Here is a 25,175-nt window from a genome sequence, read left to right as displayed (position 1 = left end):
TGCCATGAATCCAATACAAGGTTCACCTACTGACTTACCCGTAGGTAAACGCCTCACTTTCAGGATATTGCTGACGACCCTGATTGGGTTAGGTCTTACTTTGGCGGCCGTTGGGTATACTTTATTGCTATCTTGGCAATTAGAGGGCGGCGGCGCAGCGATCAATGAAGCGGGTAGTTTGCGTATGCGTTCTTACCGTCTGGCCATGGAACTTGAACATAACCAGAGTGCCACCAGGATCGAGCAAGAACTGGACGATTTCAATCGCACTTTGGCCGATTTGCAAACTGGGGATGCGAAACGCCCCCTGTTTTTGCCAAGCTCCGAGCCTATCCATGAGCAAATGCTATTGGTGCAAAATGAATGGCAGCAACATATTCAAATTAATGCAAGAAAAGTGTTGATTGAAACAAATTCTCAAAATAAGCAATTGGCGCTTGCACGGTATGCAAAAGAGCTTCCGGTTTTTGTAGAGAGCATCAATAAACTGGTGTCGCTGGTAGAACTGGATCTGGCAGAGAAAACGACCTGGTTGCGATTATGCCAAACCACATTGATTTTTATGTCACTGGCGGCCAGTATTGCGCTGTTATATCTGTTGTATTTATGGATAGTCGGTCCGGTGACCCGCATGCAGGCAGGTATCGCCCGTATGTCCAAAGATGATTTGAGCGTGCGACTGCCAATAGAGACAGAGGATGAATTCGGTGTTCTTGCCCAAGCCTTTAACAACATGGCGGATCATGTACAAACTGTGCATCGTACGCTGGAGCAGCGTGTCGCAGAAAAAACAGCCAAGTTGCAAGACCAGAATCATGAGATCAGTACCCTGTATGAAATTGCCGGTTTCCTGGCAGGGCCCCACGCGATAGAAGAGTTATGCCGAGGATTTTTGCACAGGATAATGCAAAGAATAGAAGCCGATGGCGGCACTGTACGGATTCTGGATAACCGTAGTGACAACTTGCATATTACAGTCCATGAAGGTATCTCGGAGCAAATGATAGAAGAAGAACATTGCATCAAGGCTGAAGATTGCCTGTGTGGTACGGCCACTCGCCAAGGTGTTATTGTCGTCAGGGATTTTCGTAAGTTGGATCAGCAACGTCGTTATCGTTGTCTGGAAGAGGGTTTTTTCTCGCTTGCTGTGTTCCAGATACTGTCACGCGAACAAGTCATAGGCAGTTTCTCATTACATTTCTCAAAAGAACGCAACGTCACTAGCGAAGAGCGGCGTCTTTTGGAAATCTTGGGGAAAAATCTGGGTACCGCAATTGAAAACCAGCGACTGATCGCCAAAGAAAAAGAGTTTGCCGTATCGAATGAACGCAACTTGTTGGCTCAGGGTTTGCACGACAGCATTGCCCAAGGCCTGAACTTCCTGAATTTGCAAGTACAGATGCTGGAAGACTCGCTGAGTCGCAATGACGTAGAAGAAATAAAAGATATCACCCCCCTGTTGCGCGCTGGAGTACAAGAAAGCTACGAAGACGTAAGGGAACTATTACTTAATTTTCGCACGCGTCTGCAAGACAGTAATCTGGAATCGGAAATGCGCAATGTCGTCAGTAAATTCCAGCGCCAGACCGGTGTCCATGGTGAGATTGAATTTGTCGGCAATGGCGCGCCACTTGCACCTGAGCAGCAATTGCAAGTACTGTTCATTTTGCAAGAAGCTTTGTCAAATGTGCGCAAGCATGCGCAGGCCAGTGAGGTCAGAGTCAAGGTACATAACGAGCGTGATTTTTCCTTGACGGTGACTGATGACGGCGAGGGCTTCAATATGAATCGCGTTCACGAAAAAGGCGAAGCACATGTTGGCTTGCGTATTATGCAGGAACGAGCAGAACGGCTGGCCGCCAAATTTGATATCCAGAGTCAGGTTGGCGAAGGGACTACAATCGCACTGGAGTTATTGCGGCAAGAACGTCTGGTAGCATGATGTCATTGTCAAGGCCTACGCAAAAACTGCCCTGCTGCGTTGCAGCGCCTCTACTGGGGTCGCGTACTAAAGACTGTCACTACTCTTTGCCGGACAATTTGCGTCAGTCCTCATTGTATAAAAAAACAGAAAGCACGGAAAATAAATGCCAATCAAGATTTTGTTAGTGGATGACCATACTCTTTTTCGTAGCGGTATCCGCTTGCTGCTGCAGCGCAATCCAGAATTTGAAGTGGTGGGCGAAGCCGTTGATGGCCTGGACGGCGTCAAGCGGGCAAAACAATTGCGTCCTGACGTGGTGCTGATGGATTTGAATATGCCGGGCTTGTCAGGGCTGGAAGCGATGCAGCTCATCGTTGAAGATTTACCTGACACGGCGGTTTTAATGTTAACCGTATCCGAAGAAGCCGAAGATTTGACCACGGCATTAAAGAACGGTGCGCGTGGTTATTTATTGAAAAATATAGAAGCCGAATATCTGACGCAGGCAATCAAACGCGCTGCTGCAGGCGAACCGGTGATCGCCGAATCCATGACAGCCAAGCTTGTCATGCAATTTCGTTCCGGTCACAATCAAAGCAACATCCCCAAGAAGGAAAAGCTGACACCCAGAGAACGCGAAACTATGATCTGTTTGGCACGTGGTGAAAGCAACAAAGAAATTGCCCGCAATCTGGATGTTGCGGAAAGCACAGTCAAAATTCATGTGCAAAATATTCTAAAGAAACTGAATTTAACCAGCCGTGTGCAGATTGCCGTGTATGCGGTTGAGCATGGCCTGGATAAAAATTAGAGATTACGAAAAAAATCCTACTTACCGAGGCAGATTAACGCGCCAGCTTTTTATTTTCCTTATCCATTTGCAGCAACTGTCTAGTCCTCCCGGAGTATAGGCACAGGAGCCCGCCACTTCTACACTTGATCTCTATCAGTTTGCCGGAGATCTGTGATGACTAAAATAAATTTGTTGAGTTTGCTGCAAAATCATGCACTCTTCCGTCAAGTTTCGATAGAAGATTTCAGTGAACTGCAAAAGGAAGTCGTCAAGATAGAATTGGATAAAGGCGGGATGTTGTTTCGCAAGGGCGACATCGCAGAAGGAACATACATTGTCGTATTTGGATTGATGAAGCTTTGCATCCCTTCATTGCAAGGTAATGACAAGGTTCTGGAATTAATTCGCGCAGGGCAAAGTCTGGGCGAAGCCATGATGTTCCTCGATGAACCCTATCCCTTCTATGCAGAAGCCCTGGAAAATACTCTGCTGCTGAAAATTCCCCGGCATGCCTTACTGCAATTGCTGGATCGCTCTCCCATGATTTCGCGGCAAATGATGGCAGGGCTGTCTTATCGCTTATTGGGATTTATTCGCAATGTTGAGCGCTATTCCCTGCAAAATTCAACACAAAGAGTGATCGATTATCTGTTGCAGCTATCTGCCTTGCAGAGTAGCAATGATATTCGCCTGGAACTCAAAAAACATCTGGTTGCTTCATTATTGAACTTATCCCCCGAGACTTTATCACGTGTCCTGCACCAATTGACAGATAAGCAATTGATCAAGGTATGCGGTGCCACTATTCACATCGATTCGGCAGAAGCACTGAAATCCTATCAAAAAAATGTTCCGGTTCTGGGTTAATGCACTCTGGAGCAGATAATTGCCAACGCGTTTTATTGACCCAGGACAATGAGCATGCAAATAATTTTCGTTACCATTTATCGTCATGAAACCTATTGATTTGGTGGCTCCTGCCGGTAGTCTGGTTGCCTTAAAAGCAGCGGTGGACAAAGGGGCAAACGCGGTATACCTCGGTTTGCGCAATGCGACCAATGCACGCAATTTTGGCGGTCTGAACTTCGGTGACCATGACATCCGGCAAGGTGTTGCTTATGCCCATGCACGTGGTCGGCAAATCTTGTTTGCCATTAATACCTACCCTCAGGCGCGCGCTGTTGCAGAGTGGCGGACCGCAATTGACACTGCAGTGCAGATGGGGGCAGACGCCGTGATACTGGCTGATCCCGGCCTGATGGCCTATGCGCGTGACCGCTACCCGGATTTACGCTTGCATCTGTCTGTACAGGGATCAGCAACGACGCTCGATGCCATAGAACTGATGCGAGAGCAATTTGCGATCAGGCGGGCGGTATTGCCACGTGTTCTTACCTTGTCAGAAATTGAAAAAATCATCCGTCAGACCAGTGTGGAAATCGAAGTCTTCGGTTTCGGCAGCCTGTGTGTCATGGCAGAAGGGCGTTGTCTTTTATCCAGTTATGTGACTGGCGATTCGCCCAACAACAAAGGTGTTTGTTCCCCAGCCCATGCGGTCAGTTGGGAAGAGAAAGAACAGACCATGTATGCCCGTCTGGGGGGAACCCTGATTGATCGCTATGCGCCAGACGAAGCAGCCGGTTACCCAACCTTGTGTAAAGGGCGCTTTGAAGTCGAGGGCGAGATTGGTTACGCACTGGAAGAGCCAACCAGCCTCAATGCTATAGGCCTGCTGCCCAAACTCATCAATATGGGCGTTGCAGCCATCAAAATCGAAGGCCGGCAACGCAGTCCCAGCTATGTGAGCCAGGTGGTCGGCACCTTGCGCGCTGCCCTTGACGCTGCACAGCGTGATCCCGAACGCTATTCGCCGCGTACCGACTGGCAAGCCAGCCTGGCTCGCCATGCCGAAGGCGCGCAGGTCACACAGGGCGCTTTTGAACGTCCATGGAAATGAATATGTCTGACAACTTACAAGCGACAGCACCTTTACTTTCTCTCGCACCTTTAGCCTACTACTGGTCAAAAGAAGACACTATGCGTTTTTATGTCGACGCGATGCAGTGGCCGGTCGACATTGTCTATCTGGGGGAAGTCATTTGCTCTCGACGACATCTGATGAAGCTGGATGACTGGCTGGCATTGGGAAAGGAACTGCGTGCTGCCGGCAAGCAAGTGGTGTTGTCGAGCCTGACGCTGATTGACAGCGAAGCTGACCGGCGCAATATGCAAAGAATGATAGAGCGTGCCTGTGCTGAAGATTTTCTGGTCGAAGCTAACGATTTCAGTGCCGTGCGTGCCATGCAGGGCAAGGCCTTTGTCGCTGGCCCGCATTTGAATATCTACCATGCAGACACGCTGTCATGGCTTGCCAGCCTGGGCGCCAGTCGCTTTTTACCACCGATAGAAATGGGCCGCGACGATCTTGCCACGCTGCAGCGCCAGCGTGGCGAACAGATGCAGACTGAAGTGCAGGTATGGGGACGGCTTGCATTGGCGTTTTCATCACGCTGCTTCACCGCACGACATCATCGCTTGCGCAAGGATAGTTGTGAATTTCGTTGTGAACAATATCCCGATGGCCTGGCGTTGGCGACGCGTGAAGGCAAGGATTTTTTAACGATCAACGGTATTCAAACTCAAAGTGCCAACTGTCTCGATCTGGGGGCGCAATTGCCCGAACTGACTGCGATGCAGGTTGATATTTTACGTCTGCAGCCGCAAGCACAAGGTATGGCAGAAGTGATTTCAGCATTTGACGACGCCAGGAAAAAAAGCGCTGGTGCTATTGTCAGTGAAAGCTTATTGCCGCCACATGCACAGCGCAGCAATGGTTATTGGGTAGATAAACCTGGCATGCAATGGTTGGCTAACGAACAGATAGGCTAACGAGGACTATATAAAATGGATTTGAGCAATTTTCGTTTTCCTAAAGGCGTACAGATTTTGGGTAGTTATTTGCCTGCACCTCTGGCGAATGCGCCTTTAATGCTGATGCTGGAACTGGCCAGGCGACGTGCGCTGTTGGTAGCGCCGGAAAGCCTGTATGGCAAAAGCTTTCGTATCAAGGTGGAAGATCTGGGTCTGTCACTTTGCTTTTATTGTGATCAAGGTAAATTCAAGTCACGTTCTTCTTTGATTCAGCCGGATGTCAGCCTGTCTGCCAGTGCCATGGATTTTTTCAAATTGGCTTCGGGTCAGGAGGATGCAGATACACTTTTCTTCCGTCGTCGCTTGAAAATGGAAGGCGATACCGAACTGGGTGTCGCCGTGAAATACTGGATAGATGCAAGTGAACGTCCAGTCTGGCTGAGTCAGTTTGCCCAGCGTTTTACCCATGCCGGTGAGACTATGTGATGAAAACCGATCCCTTGCCCCTGGTCTATGCATGTTCAGGCTGTTCCAGCGTTGCTCAGTTGGCTAACGATTGCGCGGTCAGACTGGACCGTGAGCAAAAGGCACAAATGTCGTGCATTAGCGGCGTTGGTGGGGGTGTCAGCAGTCTGGTCAAGCTCGCCCAGTCTGGCAGGATTATACTTGCTCTGGATGGCTGTGCGTTGGCTTGTGCCAAAGCGTGTTTGCAACAAGCCGGGGTAGAGCCAGATGTTCACCTGGTGCTGAATCAGCAGGGTGCACGCAAGCGTTTTCATGCTGATGCAACTGAAGATGAGACGCAGCAGGTATGGCAAACCATAGAGATGGCGTTGCAGTCGTTAAATTCCAAAGTGCTGACAGATTGATGTCAACAATACTTAGCTTGAATTATTCCTGAGCTTTATTTACTTACCGGACCAGCCATCATGAAACGCCTTGCAACCGCCCCCCACAGGCTGTATTTTTTTCTCGGTGCAGTGGCTGTCTTTATCCTGTTTTTCTGGTGGTGGTTGCAGGTTCAACATCCGCAAACGATGGCAATACCTTTGCATGCTTTGCTGATGCCATTGGGTGTTTTTCCCTTATTCATTTTGGGCTTTACTTTTACTGCAGGCCCTAAATGGTTAGGAGTCACAACAAAAGATGACTATTTTTTACTGCATGGCGCTACTTATTTCTGTGGATTGATACTGGCAATGCTGGCGGCTAGCCTTGGATTGCATGCTTTGCGTAGTTCCGGGTTTGCCCTGATGCTGTGCGCCTGGCTTGCCGTGACCTGGCGCTGGGGTAGTCTGATACAGCGCAGTACCGTGCCGGATAAAAAACATGCCATGGCCATTTTCGTTGCCATGTGTGGTGGTGCATGTGCTATTGCTGCGACCCTGATATGGAGCGGTGGTTGGGACGGTGCCTGGATGATTGCCCGGCAATGTGCTTTTTTCGGCTTTTTACTGCCGGTATTTTTGACGGTATGTCATCGCATGCTGCCGTTTTTCAGCAGCAACGTAATAAGACCCTATGACATCTGGCGTCCCTATTGGTTACTGGGTATGTGGCTGGGCGGATGCCTGATACTGGTGGTCGCTGGCATCATGCAATGGCATCTACCTGAGGCCATCACTGCAACAGCATTGAGCCTGAGTTTCATCTATACCTCATGGCGGTGGGGTGTCATGCGTTGCATGGCGAACCGTTTGCTGGCGATGCTGCACTTTTCGTTTGCCTGGCTGTCCATCGTATTTGCGTTGCAGGCAGCATCTGCATTTGGTCTTGAGGTAGGCTCTGCGCCGATACATGCCCTGGGTCTGGGCTTCATGGGAACCATGCTGGTTGCATTCGTGAGCCGGGTTTCCTTTGGACACAGTGGCCGGCCCTTGCAGGTATCGAATCTGTTGTGGTGCATGTATCTTGGATTGCACCTGGCTGCCTTGTTGCGCATTAGTGCGAGCTTGTTCTCGCTCCCCCTGTTAATCACCCTATCCGCAACGGCTTGGTTGCTCCTGCTGGCAGGCTGGATAAGCATGATGTTACCTATCTACCTTAAAGCACGTGCAGATGGCCAATCCGGTTAGGGTGTGTTGTCACAAATCAGCAAAATTCGCTGCAGCGAAATCCCAGTTCACCAGACTCCAGTAAGCTTCCAGATAGGCGGGACGCTGATTACGATAGTCGATATAGTAGGCATGTTCCCAGACATCACATGTCAGCAATGGCTTGTCGACGCCGACCAACGGTGTGGCCGCGTTTGAGGTGTTGGCAATTGCCAGTGAACCGTCAAAGCGTTTCAGCAGCCACGTCCAGCCAGAGCCAAAATTACTGATACAGGATTGAGTAAATTCCTGCTTGAATTTCTCAAATGAACCCCATTGGGCAGTGATGGCGTCACCCAATGCACCTGTAGCGACACCGCCACCGCTGGGTGTCAGGCTTTGCCAGTAAAAATTGTGGTTCCACACCTGGGCGGCATTATTGAATATGCTGCCAGTGGATTTCTTGATGATATTTTCCAGAGACTCGTCGGCAAACTCTGTATCCTTGATCAAGGTATTCAGGTTCGCGACATAGGTCTGATGATGTTTACCATAGTGATACTCCAGCGTTTCCTTTGAAATATGCGGTTGCAATGCATCGATTGCATAGGGTAGCTCGGGTAAAGTATGTAGCATGATAGATCCTTTTGGAACTCGTCTCACCTCTATTGATGAAATGAGTTCTAGTGAGTGTTGATTTGCCTGCGGAATACTATGGCGTGGTATCCACTCGCAGTGTTGCTTGCAGTGCTATCTCTGGAACACCGGCAAGTGCTTTCGATAAAGGGCATTCACGTTTTGCCACTGCCGCAATTTCCTGGAATTGCGCATCATTGATACCTGCAACTGACGCTTCCATCGTCAACTGAATGCGGTCAATGACGAAACCCTCACCCTGTTTGGATAGTCTGATACTGGCCTTGGTATCAACATCTGTGGTTTTCCAGCCAGCTCTTTCGCAGGCAAATGAAAATGCCATGGTGAAGCACGCAGCATGGGCAGCGCCCAGTAATTCTTCCGGGTTGCTGCCACGCCTGTCATCTTCAAAACGGCTGGCAAAGCCGTAGGGATAGTCTTTCAATGCACCGGTTTCCGTGCTGATATTGCCTACCGCAGTTTTGCCTGAGCCTTCCCAATGTACGCTTGCAGTTTTTTCGGTCATGGTAAATCCTTTTCTGTGAATGCTGCTAAAGAGGCTAGCGGAAACAGCTTATTTATCGGCACAAAAATTGGTCTGCGCGTCAATTGCTCTGATCACGAACTTGAATCTGACAGCAGCTTATGCCTTTGCCTTAAACATATCTGTTCGCTAACACACGGAAGAGTGTTAGGACAGTTTGTTATTGGTGCTGAGGCTTACATGTTTTGCCTTCCTATTTATGAAATGAGTTCTAGTCATATGTTTGCCAACGTACAGATTGGTTTCTGGTTTTTGCCTAATCTTCATGAACATGCTCAGTGATGAAAATCCTTTTTTCTGACAATACTCACCGAATGGAATTGGAAAATCATGGTACAGATACGTATACGAGAAAGAAAAGCTCAAATCAGTCGTGATGAAGCTGGTGTGCGTTATCGAGCCAATATTATTTATCCTATTTTTCGCGCAAAAGAATTGGCTATAGCCAGACAGGAAGAAACCGGTCAACGAATTCCCTGCAGGTTGTTTTCAGATCGTTTGCAAGCTGCGCTGATGGATGTGCAGCGGCCGAGGCCGAAATGAAATTTTTTGATATGAAAATCGTCATCATCAGTTTGAAAGAAATAAAATGAACACTTATCTTCATCATGTATCCGGCTTTTTTGCGCAACGTAGCGATGCAGAAAGTGCTCTGAGTACCTTGCTTTTAAGAGGTATTCCTTCAGGCCGTATGCAGATTTTTGACAGCAAGCTTGCTGCGCCTCCGGCGGCGGGCTTGCCGCACCAGCCTGGTCCTGTAGCGGGCAGTGACAAGGCATTGAAAGATATATTGGTTGGCGGCACGATAGGTACCGTGGTCGGCACAGGACTGGGGGCGCTGGCTGAAGTGGCATTGGTTGCTGCCAATGTCAGCCTTTTTATTGCCAGTCCACTGATCGCTCCTCTGGTGATGATGGGATGGGGAGCCAGTATCGGTGGTTTGCTTGGCGCCACTCAAGGTGCGTTCAAGAAAGATGCTGCAAGCACCCCATCTGGCACCGGCGGTGAAACTGGTAAGTATGGTACAGAAAAACAAGGCTGGTTATCCAACTTGATTGACGATGCTATTGCCAGCGGGCAGTTTGTGCTGGTAGTGCAAACCAACACAGAACAAGAGACTGCAATTGCCCAAGGCGTGATACAGGCATCAGTTGGTACCTACAAGGACGACAGCATTGCCTGATACGTCATGTTGCTTGATGATGTTTAAGGCAACATCAGGTTTATCTGGAACTCATCCTTTTTGATGAAATGAGTTCCAGATGAAATGAGTTCTATAAAGTATTGCGCAAAACTTGTAAAGCTTCCTTGGTCCATTGTACCCGGCTCTCTTCAAAGGTGATGCCAGCTTTCAGGATCAGGTAACGCAGTTGGACTTCGCGTGACAGATGCGGTGCACTGAAGTCGCGTTGCTCTATGTCTCTGTAGTTCTGCAATTCCTGTTCGTGCATTTTCAGGCGTCGTTCAAATTCTTCTGTCAGACCCAGTGGGCCTATCGCGGCATCGGCGCGCAATTTGACCATCATATCGTCACGCAATTTCATTGGTGCACTGGTTTCGCTGCCCCAACGACGCAGCTCTTCCCTTCCAGTTGGCAGGATGTTGAAGAGTTTCTTTCCAGCGCGCCCCCCTTCCACTTCTGTAGAGATGACCCAGCCCTGGGTTTCCATGCGTGCCAGTTCCCTGTAGATTTGCTGGTGGGTGGCATGCCAGAAATAGCCTATGGATTTGTCGAAACGCCTTGCCAGGTCGTATCCGGAACAGGGCTTTTCAGCGATTGAGGTCAGCAAAGCATGGGGCAAGGACATATTTAGAGTGGGTATACGGTGTGAATTTAAGACATTTTATATGCAACTGGTTGCATAAATAAAGTTGTTTCGTTATTCTCTTATGCAATCAGTTGCATAAATGCGGAGTTGATCATCAAGATCAACCATTGAGACAGTTTGCAAGCACTTACTTATAGGAAATGTACCATGTCATTTTATCCTCACCTGACCAAGCCACTTGATCTGGGCTTTACCATTTTGCCTAATCGCCTGTTAATGGGGTCCATGCACGTGGGGCTGGAAGAAGTGGACAATGGTTTTAAACGCATGGCGGCATTTTATGCAGAGCGTGCGCGTGGTGGGGTAGCCCTGATCGTTACCGGTGGTATCGCCCCGAATGAAAGAGCGCGCCCTATGCAAGGTGGTGCCATGCTGACCACAGAAGCAGAAGCTGAGCACCATAAAATTGTCACCCAGGCTGTGCACGATGCGGGCGGCAAGATTGCCATGCAGATTTTGCATTTTGGCCGTTATTCTTACCAGCCTACGCTGGTTGCACCTAGTGCCATCAAGGCACCCATCAATCCTTTCAAGCCGCATGCATTGACCACGGAAGAAGTGGAAGAAACCATTTCCGACTTTGTACGCTGCGCCACACTGGCCAAATCGGCTGGTTATGACGGTGTGGAAGTGATGGGTTCGGAAGGGTATCTGATCAATGAATTTATCGCCGCCCGTACTAACCAGCGCGACGATGAATGGGGTGGTGCTTATGAAAACCGCATCCGTTTCCCGATTGAAATCGTGCGTCGCATACGTGAAAAAGTTGGCAGTCATTTCATCATCATCTATCGTCTGTCCATGCTGGATCTGGTTGAAGGTGGTTCGACACTGGATGAAGTGATACAACTGGCACAGGCGATTGAGGCTGCGGGTGCCACCATCATCAATACTGGCATAGGCTGGCATGAAGCCCGTATTCCTACCATCGCCACCAAGGTACCGCGTGCAGCTTTTGCCTGGGTGACCAAAAAACTCAAGGGCCATGTCAAGATCCCGCTGATCGCCACCAACCGCATCAATACACCAGAAGTGGCCGAGCAATTGCTGGCTGATGATTATTGCGACATGGTTTCCATGGCCCGCCCTCTGTTGGCCGACCCGTTGTTCATGCGCAAGGCCGAGCAGGGCAAAGCAGATGAAATCAATACCTGCATAGGTTGTAACCAGGCATGTCTGGATCATACCTTTGGCGGCAAGATCACTTCTTGCCTGGTCAACCCGCGTGCCTGCCATGAAACCGAACTAATCGATGCACCATTGACCAAGGCCAAGCGTATTGCCGTCGTCGGTGCTGGCCCTGCAGGTTTAAGTTTTGCTACCACGGCGGCGCATCGCGGCCATGCCGTTACCCTGTTTGATGCCGCATCAGAAATTGGCGGCCAGTTCAATATCGCCAAGCAAGTTCCAGGCAAAGAAGAGTTTTATGAAACCCTGCGTTATTTTGGCAAACAGATCAGCCTGACAGGCGTGACGCTGAAACTGAATACCAAAGTGAGCGCTGCTGATTTGCAAGACTTTGATGAAGTGGTGCTGGCCACTGGCATTCTGCCACGCACACCGGCGATTGACGGTATTGATCACCCTAAAGTACTGAGTTATCTGGATGTCTTGCGCGACAAAAAACCGGTAGGCAAGATGGTGGCTATCATTGGTGCTGGCGGTATCGGTTTTGACGTTGCAGAATACCTGAGTCATAGTGGCACCAGCCCTAGCCTGGATCCGAAAAAATTCTTTGCTGAATGGGGTGTCGATACTGATTATAAAAACGTCGGCGGTTTGTGTGAAGCAGAAATTGAAAAACCGACGCGCCAGATTTTCCTGTTGCAGCGCAAGACCTCCAAGGTGGGTGATGGCCTGGGCAAGACCACCGGCTGGATACATCGTACTGGCTTGAAGAACCGTGAAGTACAAATGATTGCCGGTGTCACCTATGACAAGGTGGACGATGCCGGTCTGCACGTGACGGTGGAAGGTGTACAAAAACTGATACCGGTGGATAACGTGATCCTGTGCGCAGGCCAGGAACCAAGGCGCGAATTGCAAGCCGCGCTGGAAGCCGCAGGCAAACCCGTGCACCTGATCGGTGGCGCCGATGTTGCCGCTGAACTGGACGCCAAACGCGCCATCAATCAGGGGACACGATTGGCGGCAACGATTTAAATTCGAGGAAAACCTCTCACCACAGAGACACAGAGAAAGGCAAGAGAAAAGCTAATCAGGATTTCAAGCGAACCACGATCTTCTCTCTTTTGTTTTCTCTGTGGTGTGGCGGGAAATTCGAGCGGCATGCCGCTCGCTTGTGTAAGGAAGGCATCCTGCATGATGCCTTTCCTTCCTCTGTACCTCTGTGATTAATGGTCCTTTTTTCTCATTTCTGTCCCCACATTCTAAAGAAACATCATGAAAAATTTGCCTGATACTGTTGCAGCTTCTTTAACGACCTGGCATCAGATGATTGCCAGTGGTGATCTGTCTGGTTTACCAGCGATTGTGCATCCTGACGCAGTATTTCGCTCACCGATGGCGCATCAGCCATATGCATCTTCTCAGGCGGTCGTGCTGATTTTAACTACGGTCAGCAAGGTATTTCAAAATTTTGCTTATCACCGTGAACTTGTATCTGATGATGGCTTGAACATCGTGCTGGAATTCAGCGCGACAGTGGGTGACAAGCAGCTCAAGGGCATAGACATGATACGCTTTGATGAAGCAGGGAAAATCGTCGACTTCGAAGTCATGGTCAGACCCATGAGCGGCTTGCAGGCATTGGGACAAGAAATGGGAGCCAGGCTGGCAAAGTATTTGCCAGCCTACAAGGCTGCGCTTTAAGCCTATTTACGCGCTATCCATTTCAGCACACGCATAAGGCTGCCCAGTACTGGCAGCTTTTCATACAGTTCTTCGGCCACGTCCCAGTAATCGCGGTGAAAATTGACCCGACCGTCATCGTCAAAACGGATATGGGTGGTGCCGCGTATGCGTTGCTGGTTGGTGTGGAAGTGTTTCATCGTGAACAAAAAATCCCAGCACAGGAAAGCGCTATCACCTTCCAGTACGGTGGAGGTGATGCGAAAGCTGGGGTCGTGCACTTGTTCAAACATATGCTGGAACACATGATTGATGGCAGCTATGCCATGCAATTCATTGAAGGGATCTTTGAAGTAAGCGTCTTCTGTGTACACGGCAGATAAATCCGTGCAGGCTTCAAGTGACACGCTTTCAAAAAAATAAATCAGTTTCTGCAGGCTGGCGCGATGATCAATGCTGCCTGGCAAAGATGTCATATTCATTTATAAACCCGTGAATTTGTGAACCAGATAAAAATAACTGCGGTAGGGAAGCAGACGTGCCAGACGTAGCCAATTCGTGAAACGCTTGGGAAAGTGTATATGAAATTCCCCATCAGCCAGTCCCTTTACCAGTGCTTGTGCTGCTGCCTGGGCAGACATCAGTGCAGGCATCTTGAAATCATTTCCTGCGGTTAAATGAGTTGCCACAAAGCCGGGGTTGATCATATACACACCTATGTTTTTCGGCCTTAAATCCAGGTACAGTGATTCGCACAGGTTGATGATCGCGGCCTTGGTCGGGCCATATGCCAGTGCCTTTGGCAAGCCGGACAGGCCAGCAACAGATCCTACTATACCGATTGCGCCGTGTCCCTGTTTCAGCAAGGTAGGCAACACTACGTACAGACACCGATAAATGCCGTGCAGGTTGATATTGATCAGCTGTTCCGCTGCCGCAAGGTCAAAGCTGTCTGCCCGCATTTCATTGTAGCTACCGGCGACGATCAGTATCAGGTCGATTTTTTCCCATCGCTGCATCAGTTGGGCATGGCCACTTACCAAACTTGTGTGGTCCGTGATATCCAGTGCTAATGCACAGGCACGCGAGTAGCGGTGTGCAATACGCTCCAGCGATGACTGGTTTCTGGCCGACAGGGCAACATCTGCACCTAGTGTCAGCAGCAAACGTGCGGTTTCTTCACCTATGCCGCTGGAGGCACCGATGACCCAGACATGCTTGTCACGCCATGTACTGATCTTTGGGTTCATGGCATATTGCTGCTGCGTTTGGTGAAGGACAGCGTCACACTGCCCAGTTCAACACCCAACTTGCGCATGACGGCACGGTTAAGCATCACCTGCTCATCCATCAATACCATGGTGTCGTCAAAATCGACCTTATATACGCTGCCATCGACAGGTAATGCCAGTACATAATTCCAGTGCAGAGTATTGCCTGACACCACACCTTGTGCTTCGCCAATCACATCCGCTGCGTTACCAATGAAGCGGTTTACCCCGACCTTTTTCAGTGTCCAGATGCGTTTCTGCTTGCTGCCATCTGAATAATTGAAGTCTTCATTCAAAGTACCGATGTCACCTGTCCATTGACAAGTCATGACGACAGTAAAGCGTTTGACGATGGCACCAGACCTGTCTTGAAACATGCCCCACGCGTCCAGTCTGCCATTGAAATAAGTCTGCAAATCCAGTGCTGGTTTTTCATTCCTGTAGAGCGCAGATTCATACGAGCTGGCGCACGACGTCAACAAAACAAGCAGGCTGCAATATAGCAGGCGTTGGCACAGCAATAACAGATTCATGGTAATCCTTGGCTTTTTTCAACTGACCATGCGGCCAGAGTCAGGGGCGACTTCAGTTCGTTTCTGCCTTCGCTCCCAGCAACTTGCTGCGCAAGTTTGGGGACGAGGTTTTCCTGTCCAGCCAGATAGCAAAGAAGGCATGCGCAAATTCCGCATCCCTGATTTCACCCAACAGTTTCCCATTCAGATAAAAGCGCGCCGCTTCGCCCGGTATATGTATGCCAGTGATATGTGTTCCCTGCTTCACATCAGGGAACAGGCTTTTCATCTGGGTCAGCCAGCGGTGTCGATTTTCCGGTGTGCCCAGTTTCAGTTTTTCAATTTCATCGATACTGGCATCGGCAATCTTGCTGCCGTAAAGTGAGCGGGCGTATACAAGGTCCAATGCAAAGCGTTGCGGCTTGTCGCTATCCGGCTTGTAACCTTCTGCTGTGCTCCACAGGCTGGCATCATAAATGTGCAAGCCAAACCAGCGAAAGCTGCCACGGCCTTGCAGGGCCGCCTGTGGTATCTCTTCATGTATATGAGCCGGTACTGCTACTGTGGCTTGCGCACTTGCAGACCGCAGTCCATGGAACATCATCAACATCACTGCTGCCACCACGTAGCGCAACGCAGTCATGCTTTGTCTGTCGGTATGGGTATTCACGTTTTTCTCAGGGTAAACTGGCTGACATTGATGCTGCCAGCAGTGAAACCTGCTTCGCAATAGGCCAGATAAAATTCCCATGTACGCAAGAATTCATCGTCGAAACCCTGGGCTTTGACCTGTGCCAGTTTTTCCATGAAGTTATGGCGCCACAATAACAAGGTGCGTGCGTAATCCTGGCCGAAGTGAAAAGTATCAATCACTTCCATACCGTATTCGTTGGCCATCGCATGGAATTTTTCTACCGAAGGCAACATGCCACCAGGGAAAATATATTGCTGGATGAAATCCGTGCCCTTGCGGTAACGTTCAAACAGATTGTCAGCGATGACGATACTTTGCACGCAGGCACGTCCCCCCTGTTTCAGGTTGCGTTGCAGGCATTCAAAATAACCTGGCCAATATGCTTCGCCAACAGCTTCAAACATTTCTATCGAAGCAATACCGTCATAGCTGCCCACGGCGTCGCGATAGTCCTGGATTTTTAAATCGCTCTGCGCATGCAGGCCAGCCTTGTGCAGACGTTCATGGGCATAATGCAATTGTTCAGTCGACAGGGTCAGCCCGGTCACATGGGCACCGCTATCACGTATGGCCATCTCGGCAAAACCACCCCAGCCACAACCGATTTCCAATACTTTTGCCTGTGGTGGCAAGGCCAGTTGTTCAAGGATGCGACGATATTTCGCTTCTTGTGCTTGTTCCAGGCTCTCTGACTGATCACCTGCAAAGATGGCGCTGGAATACGTCATTGATGGGTCCAGCCACAGTTGATAGAAATCGTTACCGATATCATAGTGGGCATGGATATTTTTTTTGCTACCCGCACGTGAATTGCGGTTCAGTAAATGCTTGAGACGGTAAAGCAGGTTACCCCACCAACTGCCATAAATCACCGATTCCAGTTGCGCGCGATTGTGTGAGATCAGCTCTATCAGCCCGGCAAGACTGCTGGTTGTCCAGTGGCCAGCAATATAACTCTCGGCAAAACCGATATCGCCGGATTTCAGCGCCGAGCGACACAGTTGCCAGTCTTTCAGATGCAGGCTGATATGCTGGTGTCCATCATAGGCGCGACCAAAGCTGGCAGTCTGCCCGTCTGGAAGCTGTATGGTCAGGCAACCATGCTCCAGTCTTTTCAACAGACTGAGCACTATTTTCGCTTCAGCCGGAAAATGTTTGCCATTCAGTTTAGTCACACCTGCATGATGATTGTTCACCGGTGCATGAGAAGCATGACTGGTGCCGGACGCAAAAGTAGGTTGTAGGCTGCTCATCGACTTAGCTCTTCAGTAGGTGGAAGTGGTTTGGAAATAAAAGGCACGCGTTTGACCCATAAACGCAATGCCTGCAAATGGATGCGTAACACCACACCCATAGTCATAAATGGGTAACGCAACATGACTTTTAGTATCTGCCAATCAGTCATGCGGTTTTCCATGCCGGATATGCTGGTTAGTAGCAAAGGGCCGCTGGTGTCGTCATAATCTATACGCGCCAGATATCTTATGTTGAGCAATTCGGACGTGGTTTGCTGGTCTGGTGTGGTGGCAATGGCTTGACCGGTTTGCAAAAAACGGAAGCGGTATGCACCTTCTATTTTGCAAAACGGTGAGACGTGGAATAGTTTTTTTGCTTGTAACTCTTCACCATTACTCAGACAATTGCCGTTTTCCAGCAGATATAAGTGTTTTTCGCCAAAGGTATTACGTACCTCACAGACGATGGCACGCAGGCTGCCATCTGCGCGATGGCAAAACCAGAATGAAACCGGATTGAATACATACCCCAATACACGTGGAAAACATTGCAGCCAGATTTCACCATCTGCATCATGAATGCCTTCCGCCGCCAGCAACTTATCCAGCCATTGGGTCAGCGGCTGTTTGCCATCTGCATGGTCTTGCTCGTGAAAAGCCAGAAGGTTGAAACGGTTGAGCGAAAACAGACGAGAATGTTTAGCAAGTCTGCCATCTGCCAATGCACGTAGTGGCAGACGGATAAAAAACACACCATAGCGAAATGCATTTTTTGCCGGACGCAAGCGTTTATGCATGACTTCGCCTGTACACAGCGCAATGCTGTTTTGTTTGGTCGAAGGTACCAACGAAGTCGTCATGGTTTTACGCTGCACGAACGTGCATGTCCTGTGCTGCTTCAACATGTGTCAATATGCTCTCTGCCACTCGCAGGCCAGATTTCAAGCCATCTTCATGGAAGCCGTAGCCAGTCCAGGCCCCGGCGAACCAGATATTTCTCTTGCCCTGGATATTTTGCAACTGACTTTGCGCCCTGATTGCGGTGGCGTCAAACACTGGGTGGGCATAATCAAAACTGGAAATGACGGTTTCTGGTGCTGGTTCCTGTATGGGATTCAGGGTCACGATGACGGGTGTCTTGAACGGTAGCGGCTGCAACTGATTGATCAGGTAGTGCACGCAGACTCGTGCTTCTTCGCCACTTTCGCTTTGATAATTCCAGGCTGACCAGGCTTTTTTGTTTTCTGGCAGAAAGCTGGCATCGGTGTGCAGTACGGCACGATTTGGCTGGTAAGCCACGCCAGACAAGACCTGGCGTTCTGCCAGATTGGCATCGGCCAGCATGGCCAAGCTTTGGTTGCTATGGCTGGCGATGACGACATGGGCAAATTGCTGTACACCGCTGGCTGTTTTGATTTCAATCACACCACGTGCTTTTTCGCGTACGGCCTGTACTGGCGTATTCAGATAGGTATGTGCAATCAGTGGCAGGATTTTCTCCACATACTGCCTGGCGCCGCCCTTCACGGTTTGCCATTGCGGTCTGTCATTCACTTGCAGCAAGCCATGGTTGTGGCAGAAATTGACAAAAGACGACAAAGGAAACGCCATCATCGTCGCTGTCGGGCAAGACCAGATGCAGGCTGCCATGGGCAATAAATACCAACGACGGAATTCCTGACTGTATTTATGCCTGTCCAGAAATTCACCCAGCGGCAGCTGAAAACCTTTTTGCCCTGGTGCATTGGCCATTGCTGTGGTCTGTTTGTTAAAGCGCAGAATATCGCGCAGCATGCGTAAAAATGCCGGGCGCAACAAATTGCTGCGCTGGGCAAATACCGTATCCAGATTGGCGCCAGCCCATTCCAGCATACGACCGCTGCCCGGATGTCCAGCTTTCGGCTGCAACGGCATCTTGACTGAAAACGACATATCGGTTGCCACGGTTTCTATCTGCAGTTTGGCAAACAGATTCACCAGATTTGGGTAGGTCTTATGGTTAAACACCAGAAAGCCGGTATCTACACCGTATGTTTGACCTTCAAGCGTGACATCCACGGTATGGGTATGGCCGCCAAAATAGTCATTTGCCTCAAACAGGCTGACTTCATGACCCGCATTGGACAGTTCGTGCGCACAAGACAGACCGGAGATGCCGGAACCGATGACGGCGATTTTCATAAGCGTATAAGTGCTGTAAATTTATCAATGGACTAATGGATCAATGGATCAATCACTTGTTTTGATAGCAAACTGCAAATCACATTGCAAAATGCACACTGAATACAAGAGTGGGAACCATTCATAGCTATACATACGCAAAGTTTTCACTTTCGGATTCACGGACTTGCCAACAATTAATTGGCGAGATCCGTGCAAAACCTGTTTAGTGCGCTAAAATGTGACTATGAATTTCAAAAAGTGACTGATCAGTCACAAAATATACTACAAAGTTTTTATTTGTGCAGAAAAAATAATGGAAATTAGAATTCCTTTTAAAAAACAACAGTTTGATGCGCGTGAAGAAGCCATCATTGATGCGGTCAACCACCTTTTGTCAGAAAAAGGTTATGACCTGATGACCATGGATGATGTGGCCGATGCGGTTGGTATTGCCAAGGGAAGTCTGTACAAGCACTTTTCTTCAAAAGAGAAACTGGCTGCTGCTGCCCTGACGCGCCTGTTAAAGGCGACTCTGGCAGAACTTGATACCCTGGCGGAAGAGCTGAGTGCCATCGATAAAATCAGGCATATTTTGGCCTGGTCTTTACGTTTGCGTTTGCAAGGTGGTGTTCCCCATCTGCCATCCACCAGCCTGGCCTTGCAACGTAGCCTGATGCTGAATCTGGATTATGTGATGGTGGCTTTGCGTGTCAACAAGCGCTTTTATGCGCTGGTTGCCAAGGCACGCGAGCAGGGCGCACTGACACCGCATGTACCGGATGATGTACTGGTGTACACCCTGTATTCACGCGCCTGTGACCCGACGATGGAATTCCTGTTGCGTGACAAGCGTCTCACTCACGAACAAATCGTGGATTCCATGGTGCATGCGACGATAGGTGGATTTTTGTCTGACCAGGCCAGGAAGTCTTAACTTTCCTTATTGGCAGCAAGGTGTAGAGCTTGCTGCAGAGTATCCAGGTCCCCGATGTGATTCGCCAGCAGCAAGATTAATTTTGCATTAAGTTTGCTGCTGTCTTCGTCGCTCAAACCCCGGTGGGTGTCAATCAGCATCTGGTAAAAATCATCACCGGCAACATAGTCACGCAAGCCCTGTTGCTTGCTGATGTCGGCATAATGAAAATTAGGCTGCAGTTGTAATGGCATGGCCGGGTCCTTCCTGGTATGAGGTGGCGCGAGCTAGTGCGGCAAGCACATTGACGAGTTCAAACTGACGCCAGCGTGCTGCCAGGTGCTGGTCTGGCCGCAGCAGATAATAGCTCGTGTGTTCGGCAACGCGCGCATCATAGCGTTCGGCAAGGACACCCTTGAAGTCATACGCGACCTGCGTGACCTCATAGTCACCGCACTCTGCCGCAGTGGCACTGATGATGAGGGTATGCACCGGTACAGGCAGTTTTTTCAGTGCGGCAAAGCCGGTCAGTGTTTCAACTGGAATCTTGCTGGCATCTTCGCAAAAATACAGACCATAAAAATGATGCTGCAACAGTTCAAGCAGGTAGCCTGCTTTACCCTGATAAATTACCGGGCCATCTTCAACTGCGGCACCCAGCTGTAACTGACCAGCAAATACAGCGCTGTCGGCCGTATTCAAAGCGGATGTATTCAATATGCTGGGCACCGACAGCCGTCCAGAATTCACCAGCTTGCGGGCAAAGGCATGTTCTTGTGCCAGTTCCAGCACTGCATTCCGGAAACATTTGCTGACTGTACTTTTGGGCGTGATGAAATCAGTAGAGCGTGTCGAATTCAGCAAATTTTCGTCGGCAGCAAATACACGCTCATCTGAATAGCTGTCCAGTAAACCTGACGATGCCTTGCCATCAATGACGAGCTTCAGTTTCCATATCAGGTTGTCGGTATCTTGTATGCCAGAATTGGCACCGCGCGCGCCAAAGGGTGACACCTGATGCGCTGCGTCACCGGCAAACAGCACACGACCATGGCGGAATTTTTCCATGCGTCGGCACTGGAAGGTGTAGACGCTGACCCATTCCAGTTCAAATTCCCTGTCGTCACCCAGCATGGCTTTGATGCGCGGGATGACGTTTTCTGGCTTGCGTTCTTCCACCGGGTCGGCATCCCAGCCCAGTTGAAAGTCGATACGCCAGACATTGTCGGCTTCACGATGCAACAGCACAGATTGATTGGGATGAAATGGCGGGTCAAACCAGAACCAGCGTTCGGCTGGAAAATCTGCCTTCATGAGTACATCGGCAATCAAAAAGCGATCCATGAAGACCTTGCCTTCGACTTCCAGTCCCAGCATCTGGCGTATAGGGCTGCGTGCGCCGTCGCAGGCGATCAGCCATTCCGCCTGCATGGCATAATTGCCATCGGCTGTTTCGATGTGCAGGGTAGACAATTCTTTTGTTTGCTCCACCGCAGTCACGCGATTTTTCCAGCGCAATTCCACACCGAGTTCTGTCGCCCGCTGCACCAGGAATTCTTCCAGATAATACTGCTGCAAATTCACCATACCTGGGTGTTTGTGATCTGCTGCCGGCAACAGGTTGAAATTGAATACTTCATCCTTGCGAAAAAAGGTGCGTCCTACATTCCACTCCACACCTTTATTGCGCACGGCATCGGCCACTCCCAGCCTGTCAAGTATCTCCAGCGTGCGCTTGGCATAACACAGGCCGCGAGAACCGACCGAGACCGTATCATCATCATCCAGTACCAGCACATCCAGCCCCTGCAACTTGCAATCAATTGCCGCCGCCAAACCTACCGGCCCGGCACCCACGATGATGACCTGACGGCGAACAATTTCCCCCGCCCGCAATTCAGGCGGAGTCTGATACGGAAATTTTTGATATTGATAAGTGCTAAGCAAAATGCAGCTCCCACTACGACATTAAAGCAAAAACAAAAAGGCACAGAGAGGTATGCTACATACTGACACGAAATTTTTTTCTTCTGCTGTTCTCTGTGGTGCAGCAGGGAATTCGAGCGGCATGCCGCTCGCCTGCGTAACGAAGGCATAGAGGTCTTTAGGTCAAATTTTTCTATCCCTCCAGACTCTTCCACATTTCAACATCCCTTTCCGCCGTCCACACACGCGGATCAATATGCCCTGATGCTTCATCAAACGCCCGCGTCACATCAAATGGCAGGCAGTGATCAAAAATTACCCAGTGACCATACTTGGGTTTCAGTGTCGCATAGGTATTTTTGTAGATGGTATTCAGGTCGTGCTGTTGTTGTTGCCCTGCCTTGACGCTGGCAAACAGATCGCTGATGAAAGAACGGGTTTCACTCAGGCCGGCTGCCACCAGTTCGGGCGAAGTCAGAGCAGCGCCGCGACCTGGTACCAGTTTATCGGCCTTCATGGCTTCCAGATTACTCAGGGTTTGCGGCCAGTCTGAATAATAGGCGTCGCCCGCATAAGGTGTCGCGCCAAATTCAACCAGATCGCCAGAGAACAAGACTTTTTCCTGTGGCAGCCAGACGATGGTGTCACCCTTGGTATGGCCTCGCCCAACCTGCATGATCTTCACTTCCAGTTTGCCCAGCCAGATCGACATTTCGCCCTTGAAGGTAATTGTCGGCCAAGTCAGGCCGGGCACGCTTTCCACCGCACGGAACAGGCGCGGGAAGCGGCCTATCTCACTCTTCATGTCGGCTTCACCGCGTTCAACGATCAGGTCATAGGTATCGCGGCTGGCGATGATATGCTCCAGACCTTCTGCCACATAGCCGCTGGCCCCCAGTACCCGTACCGCATGGTAGTGTGACATCACAACATACTTGATGGGCTTGTCGGTGACTTCACGTATGCGTCGCACCACATCCTGCGCCATGATGGGGGTGGCCTGGGTATCGATGACCATGACGGCATCATCGCCGATAATGATGCCGGTATTCGGGTCGCCTTCTGCCGTGTAGGCATAGGCATGTTCGGACAGTTGCTGGAAGCTGACTTTCTTTTCTTCCAGATCGGCGTGCGAGGCAAATTGCTTGGTCGTCATGACAGCATCCTTTTAATTAATTCAAGATTGCCCAAAGCTTGAGCAAGTTAACTGAATTAAGAATAAGCATTAATTCGTTATTTGTAAATGCATTTGTTAATAGTAAAATGGATTCTAGTGTAATCAGGGGCTAAGATGACAGAAAAAAACAAGGAAAGACGCGGCATAGGTGCCATAGAAGTGGGTGGTCTGCTCTTGAATGCCCTGGTCAGTTCTGGCCGGGCCATGTCGCTGGGTGATCTGGCGCGTGAAAGCGGCATGCCGGCGTCCAAGGCACATGCCTATCTGGTCAGCTTTGGTAAACTGGGTTTGATACAGCAGGACGGTACAACTGGTACTTACCAGCTTGGCCCTTTTGCCCTGCAAATGGGTCTGGTCAGCCTGCAACAGATGTCGCCGGTGAAACTGGCGATACCCGAAGCCACCCGCCTGGCGGCCAGCATAGACCAGACGGTGGCACTGGCAGTCTGGGGCAGCCATGGGCCTACCGTGATCTATATTGCAGAATCCAGTCGCCCAATTCATGTCAACATGCATGCGGGCACAGTCATGTCCATGCTGGGTACGGCTACTGGACTGGTGTTTTCTGCTTTTTTGCCAATGGCACTGGTAGATAAAGTCATTGCCAGGGAAATGCAGGATGAGCTGGTGATAGGGCAGGCCGGTGTACAACTGAATAGCCAGGATATTGCCAGCGTGCTGGCAGAAGTGCGTCAGCAAGGTTTGGCAAGGGCACAAGGTTTGCCCATCCCTGGCATCAATGCCTTAAGTGCGCCAGTGTTCGATCATACCGGTGCACTCAGTCTGGTGATGACAGCGACCGGCACAAAAGGCAGTTTTGATGCAGACTGGAAGGGGGAGTTGGCGCTTGCCCTGCGTGACAGCGCCAGCAGGATATCGCATCAGTTGGGCTATCTGCCCGGTTGATTCAGGCTACCTACAAGGACGCATTTCATCCAAGGAGATGAAATGCGTGCCAGATGATTATTGCGCCAGGGCTTTTTCTACGTCAGCCACCAGCTTTTTATCATCCGGTGTTGTCACACTGGAATAGGCGGCAACGACATTACCTTTACGGTCGATCAGGTATTTATAGAAATTCCATTTCGGTGTTGTGCCCGTTGCTTTGATCAACTGCGCATGCAGCGGGTTGACATCCTTGCCCATGACCGAGGTTTTGGTAAACATGGGAAACTTCACACCATAGGTGTTAAAGCAGAAATCAGCGATCTGCTGATCATTGCCTGGTTCCTGTTTACCGAAATCATTCGACGGGAAACCCAATACCACCAGACCTTTTTCGCTGTATTTGGCATACATCGCCTCCAGCCCCTCATATTGCTTGGTGAAGCCGCAATAGCTGGCAGTGTTCACGACCAGCGCGACCTTGCCCTTGTACTGGCAAAGATCCTGCGTTACTTCATCCTGCAGGCGTTTGAATTTATGGTCCAGTACGGCAGGGCAGGCATCGCCGGTATCCGCCCACGCGCCCAAAGAGCAACTAATCAGACCCAGAAAAACAGCAAGTTGTATCGGTGTGCGTCGCAGCATGGCTAACTCCTGAAAAAGATGATGTCATCTTAGCGCAGATTTAGAAAAAATGTAGATCAAAACCTTGCGATTTCATAGGCAAATCAGCAAGCTGAAAATCTATTAACAAAGAGACACCAAAAAATATAAAGCGCAACGAACAGATCGTCAGTAACCCCGTCTTGCTACCAGCCCACAATCGCCTTCTCTGTGCACTTCTGTGTCTCCGTGCCTCTGTATTGAGTCTTTTGGTCTTTCATTTTGAGAGGGGCAGTGTTTTCGCTTATGCGTAAATCATATATAAAACATCGAAACACTTCGTTTTAATTTATAT

29 protein-coding genes are annotated in these 25,175 nt (G+C 49.8%); 14 read left to right on the top strand and 15 right to left on the bottom strand.

The window, feature by feature from the left end:
* Positions 1–4 precede the first annotated feature (4 nt).
* From AC1RVX_RS14700 to AC1RVX_RS14665, 8 genes are all read left to right on the top strand, one after another.
* Positions 5–1,942 (top strand): type IV pili methyl-accepting chemotaxis transducer N-terminal domain-containing protein, encoded by a 1,938-nt coding sequence (locus AC1RVX_RS14700; RefSeq protein WP_493217336.1) that lies wholly within the window; start codon positions 5–7, stop codon positions 1,940–1,942.
* A gap of 145 nt (positions 1,943–2,087) precedes the next feature.
* A complete protein-coding gene (locus AC1RVX_RS14695) occupies positions 2,088–2,735 on the top strand; it encodes a response regulator (RefSeq protein WP_493217335.1) in 648 nt (215 codons plus the stop codon).
* A gap of 156 nt (positions 2,736–2,891) precedes the next feature.
* The gene (locus AC1RVX_RS14690; protein ID WP_493217334.1) at positions 2,892–3,584 is read left to right on the top strand and encodes a Crp/Fnr family transcriptional regulator; all 693 of its coding nucleotides are present in this window, start codon (positions 2,892–2,894) and stop codon (positions 3,582–3,584) included.
* An 85-nt stretch (positions 3,585–3,669) separates the two neighbouring features.
* Complete coding sequence (gene ubiU, locus AC1RVX_RS14685; protein ID WP_493217333.1) at positions 3,670–4,674, top strand: ubiquinone anaerobic biosynthesis protein UbiU; 1,005 nt, start codon at positions 3,670–3,672, stop codon at positions 4,672–4,674.
* A gap of 2 nt (positions 4,675–4,676) precedes the next feature.
* Entirely contained in the window at positions 4,677–5,606 is a 930-nt protein-coding gene (locus tag AC1RVX_RS14680) for a U32 family peptidase (RefSeq protein WP_493217332.1), read from the top strand.
* A gap of 15 nt (positions 5,607–5,621) precedes the next feature.
* Positions 5,622–6,074, top strand: coding sequence for a ubiquinone anaerobic biosynthesis accessory factor UbiT (gene ubiT, locus AC1RVX_RS14675; protein ID WP_493217331.1), 453 nt, complete (start codon positions 5,622–5,624; stop codon positions 6,072–6,074).
* Positions 6,074–6,457 carry a putative zinc-binding protein gene (locus AC1RVX_RS14670; RefSeq protein WP_493217330.1) on the top strand — a complete coding sequence of 128 codons (384 nt, stop codon included), beginning with the start codon at positions 6,074–6,076 and terminating at the stop codon, positions 6,455–6,457. The genes ubiT and AC1RVX_RS14670 overlap by 1 nt, the downstream gene beginning before the upstream one ends.
* A 60-nt stretch (positions 6,458–6,517) precedes the next feature.
* Positions 6,518–7,663 (top strand): NnrS family protein, encoded by a 1,146-nt coding sequence (locus AC1RVX_RS14665; protein WP_493217329.1) that lies wholly within the window; start codon positions 6,518–6,520, stop codon positions 7,661–7,663.
* A gap of 9 nt (positions 7,664–7,672) precedes the next feature.
* Here AC1RVX_RS14665 and AC1RVX_RS14660 read toward each other — a convergent pair whose 3' ends face one another.
* Together AC1RVX_RS14660 and AC1RVX_RS14655 are read right to left on the bottom strand one after the other, a co-directional pair.
* Positions 7,673–8,257 carry a superoxide dismutase gene (locus tag AC1RVX_RS14660; protein ID WP_493217328.1) on the bottom strand — a complete coding sequence of 195 codons (585 nt, stop codon included), beginning with the start codon at positions 8,255–8,257 and terminating at the stop codon, positions 7,673–7,675.
* Positions 8,258–8,333: 76 nt separating this feature from the next.
* Positions 8,334–8,783: an OsmC family protein gene (locus AC1RVX_RS14655; protein WP_493217327.1), complete on the bottom strand. Its 450-nt coding sequence runs from the start codon at positions 8,781–8,783 to the stop codon at positions 8,334–8,336.
* A gap of 348 nt (positions 8,784–9,131) precedes the next feature.
* Here AC1RVX_RS14655 and AC1RVX_RS14650 point away from each other — a divergent pair, with 348 nt between their 5' ends.
* Positions 9,132–9,344: a hypothetical protein gene (locus AC1RVX_RS14650; RefSeq protein ID WP_493217326.1), complete on the top strand. Its 213-nt coding sequence runs from the start codon at positions 9,132–9,134 to the stop codon at positions 9,342–9,344.
* 46 nt (positions 9,345–9,390) lie between these two features.
* Positions 9,391–9,984 carry a hypothetical protein gene (locus AC1RVX_RS14645; RefSeq protein WP_493217325.1) on the top strand — a complete coding sequence of 198 codons (594 nt, stop codon included), beginning with the start codon at positions 9,391–9,393 and terminating at the stop codon, positions 9,982–9,984.
* A 91-nt stretch (positions 9,985–10,075) separates the two neighbouring features.
* On the opposite strand, the gene AC1RVX_RS14640 is transcribed toward AC1RVX_RS14645, so the two are convergent.
* Positions 10,076–10,609 (bottom strand): PadR family transcriptional regulator, encoded by a 534-nt coding sequence (locus tag AC1RVX_RS14640; RefSeq protein WP_493217324.1) that lies wholly within the window; start codon positions 10,607–10,609, stop codon positions 10,076–10,078.
* Between the two features lie 168 nt (positions 10,610–10,777).
* Between AC1RVX_RS14640 and AC1RVX_RS14635 the strand changes: the two genes are divergently transcribed.
* The gene (locus AC1RVX_RS14635) at positions 10,778–12,793 is read left to right on the top strand and encodes an oxidoreductase (RefSeq protein ID WP_493217323.1); all 2,016 of its coding nucleotides are present in this window, start codon (positions 10,778–10,780) and stop codon (positions 12,791–12,793) included.
* Here the strand turns inward: AC1RVX_RS14635 and AC1RVX_RS14630 are convergent.
* On the bottom strand, positions 12,790–12,954 hold the full coding sequence (locus tag AC1RVX_RS14630) for a hypothetical protein (RefSeq protein WP_493217322.1): 165 nt from the start codon (positions 12,952–12,954) through the stop codon (positions 12,790–12,792). The genes AC1RVX_RS14635 and AC1RVX_RS14630 overlap by 4 nt on opposite strands.
* Positions 12,955–13,033: 79 nt before the next feature.
* Between AC1RVX_RS14630 and AC1RVX_RS14625 the strand changes: the two genes are divergently transcribed.
* Positions 13,034–13,462: a nuclear transport factor 2 family protein gene (locus tag AC1RVX_RS14625; protein WP_493217321.1), complete on the top strand. Its 429-nt coding sequence runs from the start codon at positions 13,034–13,036 to the stop codon at positions 13,460–13,462.
* Positions 13,463–13,464: 2 nt separating this feature from the next.
* Here the strand turns inward: AC1RVX_RS14625 and AC1RVX_RS14620 are convergent, their stop codons facing one another.
* Genes AC1RVX_RS14620 through AC1RVX_RS14590 form a run of 7 tightly spaced genes read right to left on the bottom strand, consistent with a single transcriptional unit; the run spans position 13,465 to position 19,334 of the window.
* A complete protein-coding gene (locus AC1RVX_RS14620; RefSeq protein WP_493217320.1) occupies positions 13,465–13,923 on the bottom strand; it encodes a nuclear transport factor 2 family protein in 459 nt (152 codons plus the stop codon).
* Positions 13,924–14,691, bottom strand: coding sequence for an SDR family NAD(P)-dependent oxidoreductase (locus tag AC1RVX_RS14615; protein ID WP_493217319.1), 768 nt, complete (start codon positions 14,689–14,691; stop codon positions 13,924–13,926).
* Positions 14,688–15,245: a DUF3833 domain-containing protein gene (locus AC1RVX_RS14610; protein ID WP_493217318.1), complete on the bottom strand. Its 558-nt coding sequence runs from the start codon at positions 15,243–15,245 to the stop codon at positions 14,688–14,690. Before AC1RVX_RS14610 ends, AC1RVX_RS14615 begins: the two co-directional genes overlap by 4 nt.
* A 52-nt stretch (positions 15,246–15,297) precedes the next feature.
* On the bottom strand, positions 15,298–15,894 hold the full coding sequence (locus AC1RVX_RS14605) for a chalcone isomerase family protein (RefSeq protein WP_493217317.1): 597 nt from the start codon (positions 15,892–15,894) through the stop codon (positions 15,298–15,300).
* Positions 15,891–17,171: a class I SAM-dependent methyltransferase gene (locus AC1RVX_RS14600; RefSeq protein WP_493217316.1), complete on the bottom strand. Its 1,281-nt coding sequence runs from the start codon at positions 17,169–17,171 to the stop codon at positions 15,891–15,893. The genes AC1RVX_RS14605 and AC1RVX_RS14600 overlap by 4 nt, the downstream gene beginning before the upstream one ends.
* On the bottom strand, positions 17,168–18,013 hold the full coding sequence (locus AC1RVX_RS14595; protein WP_493217315.1) for a DUF1365 domain-containing protein: 846 nt from the start codon (positions 18,011–18,013) through the stop codon (positions 17,168–17,170). The genes AC1RVX_RS14600 and AC1RVX_RS14595 overlap by 4 nt, the downstream gene beginning before the upstream one ends.
* 4 nt (positions 18,014–18,017) lie before the next feature.
* Entirely contained in the window at positions 18,018–19,334 is a 1,317-nt protein-coding gene (locus AC1RVX_RS14590; protein ID WP_493217314.1) for an NAD(P)/FAD-dependent oxidoreductase, read from the bottom strand.
* A 295-nt stretch (positions 19,335–19,629) separates the two neighbouring features.
* Here AC1RVX_RS14590 and AC1RVX_RS14585 point away from each other — a divergent pair, with 295 nt between their 5' ends.
* Positions 19,630–20,250 carry a TetR/AcrR family transcriptional regulator gene (locus AC1RVX_RS14585; protein WP_493217313.1) on the top strand — a complete coding sequence of 207 codons (621 nt, stop codon included), beginning with the start codon at positions 19,630–19,632 and terminating at the stop codon, positions 20,248–20,250.
* On the opposite strand, the gene AC1RVX_RS14580 is transcribed toward AC1RVX_RS14585, so the two are convergent.
* From AC1RVX_RS14580 to AC1RVX_RS14570, 3 genes are all read right to left on the bottom strand, one after another.
* Complete coding sequence (locus tag AC1RVX_RS14580) at positions 20,247–20,483, bottom strand: DUF2783 domain-containing protein (protein WP_493217312.1); 237 nt, start codon at positions 20,481–20,483, stop codon at positions 20,247–20,249. The two genes, AC1RVX_RS14585 and AC1RVX_RS14580, sit on opposite strands and share 4 nt — an antisense overlap.
* On the bottom strand, positions 20,461–22,176 hold the full coding sequence (locus AC1RVX_RS14575; protein WP_493217311.1) for an FAD-dependent oxidoreductase: 1,716 nt from the start codon (positions 22,174–22,176) through the stop codon (positions 20,461–20,463). The genes AC1RVX_RS14580 and AC1RVX_RS14575 overlap by 23 nt, the downstream gene beginning before the upstream one ends.
* Before the next feature lie 172 nt (positions 22,177–22,348).
* The gene (locus AC1RVX_RS14570) at positions 22,349–23,311 is read right to left on the bottom strand and encodes an MBL fold metallo-hydrolase (protein ID WP_493217310.1); all 963 of its coding nucleotides are present in this window, start codon (positions 23,309–23,311) and stop codon (positions 22,349–22,351) included.
* A gap of 135 nt (positions 23,312–23,446) precedes the next feature.
* Between AC1RVX_RS14570 and AC1RVX_RS14565 the strand changes: the two genes are divergently transcribed.
* The gene (locus AC1RVX_RS14565; protein ID WP_493217309.1) at positions 23,447–24,238 is read left to right on the top strand and encodes an IclR family transcriptional regulator; all 792 of its coding nucleotides are present in this window, start codon (positions 23,447–23,449) and stop codon (positions 24,236–24,238) included.
* 57 nt (positions 24,239–24,295) lie between these two features.
* Here the strand turns inward: AC1RVX_RS14565 and AC1RVX_RS14560 are convergent, their stop codons facing one another.
* On the bottom strand, positions 24,296–24,862 hold the full coding sequence (locus AC1RVX_RS14560; RefSeq protein WP_493217308.1) for a glutathione peroxidase: 567 nt from the start codon (positions 24,860–24,862) through the stop codon (positions 24,296–24,298).
* Positions 24,863–25,175: the final 313 nt, after the last annotated feature.

It is taken from the genome of Undibacterium sp. GW821-FHT11B02 (assembly GCF_058808955.1).
Note: the sequence above shows the minus strand (reverse complement) of the source record. Positions and strands in the feature narration are given on the sequence as shown.

Bases quoted from the DNA above. Each gene is read 5' to 3' on its own strand.
- AC1RVX_RS14565 (WP_493217309.1), top strand. From the start codon at position 23,447: ATGACAGAAAAAAACAAGGAAAGACGCGGCATAGGTGCCATAGAAGTG.
- AC1RVX_RS14620 (WP_493217320.1), bottom strand. From the start codon at position 13,923: ATGAATATGACATCTTTGCCAGGCAGCATTGATCATCGCGCCAGCCTG.
- AC1RVX_RS14665 (WP_493217329.1), top strand. From the start codon at position 6,518: ATGAAACGCCTTGCAACCGCCCCCCACAGGCTGTATTTTTTTCTCGGT.
- AC1RVX_RS14590 (WP_493217314.1), bottom strand. From the start codon at position 19,334: ATGAAAATCGCCGTCATCGGTTCCGGCATCTCCGGTCTGTCTTGTGCG.
- ubiU (WP_493217333.1), top strand. From the start codon at position 3,670: ATGAAACCTATTGATTTGGTGGCTCCTGCCGGTAGTCTGGTTGCCTTA.
- ubiT (WP_493217331.1), top strand. From the start codon at position 5,622: ATGGATTTGAGCAATTTTCGTTTTCCTAAAGGCGTACAGATTTTGGGT.
- AC1RVX_RS14630 (WP_493217322.1), bottom strand. From the start codon at position 12,954: ATGCAGGATGCCTTCCTTACACAAGCGAGCGGCATGCCGCTCGAATTT.
- AC1RVX_RS14570 (WP_493217310.1), bottom strand. From the start codon at position 23,311: ATGACGACCAAGCAATTTGCCTCGCACGCCGATCTGGAAGAAAAGAAA.
- AC1RVX_RS14595 (WP_493217315.1), bottom strand. From the start codon at position 18,013: ATGACGACTTCGTTGGTACCTTCGACCAAACAAAACAGCATTGCGCTG.
- AC1RVX_RS14645 (WP_493217325.1), top strand. From the start codon at position 9,391: ATGAACACTTATCTTCATCATGTATCCGGCTTTTTTGCGCAACGTAGC.
- AC1RVX_RS14670 (WP_493217330.1), top strand. From the start codon at position 6,074: ATGAAAACCGATCCCTTGCCCCTGGTCTATGCATGTTCAGGCTGTTCC.
- AC1RVX_RS14695 (WP_493217335.1), top strand. From the start codon at position 2,088: ATGCCAATCAAGATTTTGTTAGTGGATGACCATACTCTTTTTCGTAGC.
- AC1RVX_RS14655 (WP_493217327.1), bottom strand. From the start codon at position 8,783: ATGACCGAAAAAACTGCAAGCGTACATTGGGAAGGCTCAGGCAAAACT.
- AC1RVX_RS14690 (WP_493217334.1), top strand. From the start codon at position 2,892: ATGACTAAAATAAATTTGTTGAGTTTGCTGCAAAATCATGCACTCTTC.
- AC1RVX_RS14580 (WP_493217312.1), bottom strand. From the start codon at position 20,483: ATGCCATTACAACTGCAGCCTAATTTTCATTATGCCGACATCAGCAAG.
- AC1RVX_RS14680 (WP_493217332.1), top strand. From the start codon at position 4,677: ATGTCTGACAACTTACAAGCGACAGCACCTTTACTTTCTCTCGCACCT.
- AC1RVX_RS14635 (WP_493217323.1), top strand. From the start codon at position 10,778: ATGTCATTTTATCCTCACCTGACCAAGCCACTTGATCTGGGCTTTACC.
- AC1RVX_RS14625 (WP_493217321.1), top strand. From the start codon at position 13,034: ATGAAAAATTTGCCTGATACTGTTGCAGCTTCTTTAACGACCTGGCAT.
- AC1RVX_RS14560 (WP_493217308.1), bottom strand. From the start codon at position 24,862: ATGCTGCGACGCACACCGATACAACTTGCTGTTTTTCTGGGTCTGATT.
- AC1RVX_RS14615 (WP_493217319.1), bottom strand. From the start codon at position 14,691: ATGAACCCAAAGATCAGTACATGGCGTGACAAGCATGTCTGGGTCATC.
- AC1RVX_RS14640 (WP_493217324.1), bottom strand. From the start codon at position 10,609: ATGTCCTTGCCCCATGCTTTGCTGACCTCAATCGCTGAAAAGCCCTGT.
- AC1RVX_RS14585 (WP_493217313.1), top strand. From the start codon at position 19,630: ATGGAAATTAGAATTCCTTTTAAAAAACAACAGTTTGATGCGCGTGAA.
- AC1RVX_RS14700 (WP_493217336.1), top strand. From the start codon at position 5: ATGAATCCAATACAAGGTTCACCTACTGACTTACCCGTAGGTAAACGC.
- AC1RVX_RS14650 (WP_493217326.1), top strand. From the start codon at position 9,132: ATGGTACAGATACGTATACGAGAAAGAAAAGCTCAAATCAGTCGTGAT.
- AC1RVX_RS14600 (WP_493217316.1), bottom strand. From the start codon at position 17,171: ATGAGCAGCCTACAACCTACTTTTGCGTCCGGCACCAGTCATGCTTCT.
- AC1RVX_RS14610 (WP_493217318.1), bottom strand. From the start codon at position 15,245: ATGAATCTGTTATTGCTGTGCCAACGCCTGCTATATTGCAGCCTGCTT.
- AC1RVX_RS14660 (WP_493217328.1), bottom strand. From the start codon at position 8,257: ATGCTACATACTTTACCCGAGCTACCCTATGCAATCGATGCATTGCAA.